We start from the raw sequence: 1,021 nt of genomic DNA, 5'->3' as shown, positions 1-1,021 counted from the left end.
GGGTGTTGACGACCGCGCCGATCGTCAGGCCATGGTCCTTGCAGTACCGAAGCGATGCCAACGTATCGGCGGTTTCGCCGGACTGCGAGATGAACAGCGCGGCCGACTGCGGCGACAGCGGGATTTCCCGGTAGCGGAACTCGGAGGCGACGTCGATTTCGACCGGCAGGCGGGCGTAACGCTCGAACCAGTATTTGCCGACGAGGCCGGCGAGATAGGCGGTGCCACAGGCGGAGATCGCCAAACTTGGTACACCGGCAAAATCGATTGAAGCCGTTGTGGCCTTCACCCGGTTTGCGGCAAAATCGATATAGTGGCCGAGCGCATGCGAGATCACCTCCGGCTGCTCATAGATTTCCTTTTCCATGAAGTGCCGGTGGTTGCCCTTGTCGATCATGTAGGCGGCAGCCATCGAGACCTGCCGCGGGCGGTCGACGGCATTGCCGGCGAGATCGAAGATATGGGCGCCGTTGGCGCCGATCACGGCCCAGTCGCCATCGATCAGATAGGTGATCTCATTGGTAAACGGCGAGAGCGCGATGGCGTCGGAACCCAGGAACATCTCGCCCTTGCCGTGGCCGATCGCCAGCGGCGGGCCGTTGCGGGCCGCCATGATGGTAGACGGGTCGTCCTGAAACAGAATGGCAAGCGCATAGGCACCTGTTACACGCTTTAGCATCGCATGCATGGCTTCACGCCGGCCGAGGCCGTCGCGACGGAACTTTGCCAGAAGATGCGCCACGACTTCCGTGTCGGTCTGCGTCTCGAATGTCGCACCGTCGGCGATCAGTTCGTCCTTCAGCTCGGAGAAGTTCTCGATGATGCCGTTGTGGACCACGGCAACGCCATCGGTGAAATGCGGATGGGCATTGCGCTCGGTCGGGGCGCCGTGCGTCGCCCAGCGGGTGTGGGCGATGCCGATCATGCCGGCCAGCGGCTCCTCGCGCAGCCGGGCCTCCAGATTGACCAGCTTGCCTTCCGCCCGGCGGCGCTCAAGCGTACCGGCATTGATGGTCGCAAC

The 1,021-nt window shown here is 63.2% G+C and carries 1 protein-coding gene; it reads right to left on the bottom strand.

Annotated elements, in window-relative coordinates; genetic code table 11:
• A partial coding sequence (locus C6558_RS38725; RefSeq protein WP_146160991.1) for an isomerizing glutamine--fructose-6-phosphate transaminase occupies positions 1 to 1,021 on the bottom strand: 1,021 nt, incomplete at both ends.

Source organism: Ensifer sp. NM-2 (assembly GCF_003024455.1).
Lineage (GTDB): Bacteria > Pseudomonadota > Alphaproteobacteria > Rhizobiales > Rhizobiaceae > Ensifer > Ensifer canadensis.
Note: the sequence above shows the minus strand (reverse complement) of the source record. Positions and strands in the feature narration are given on the sequence as shown.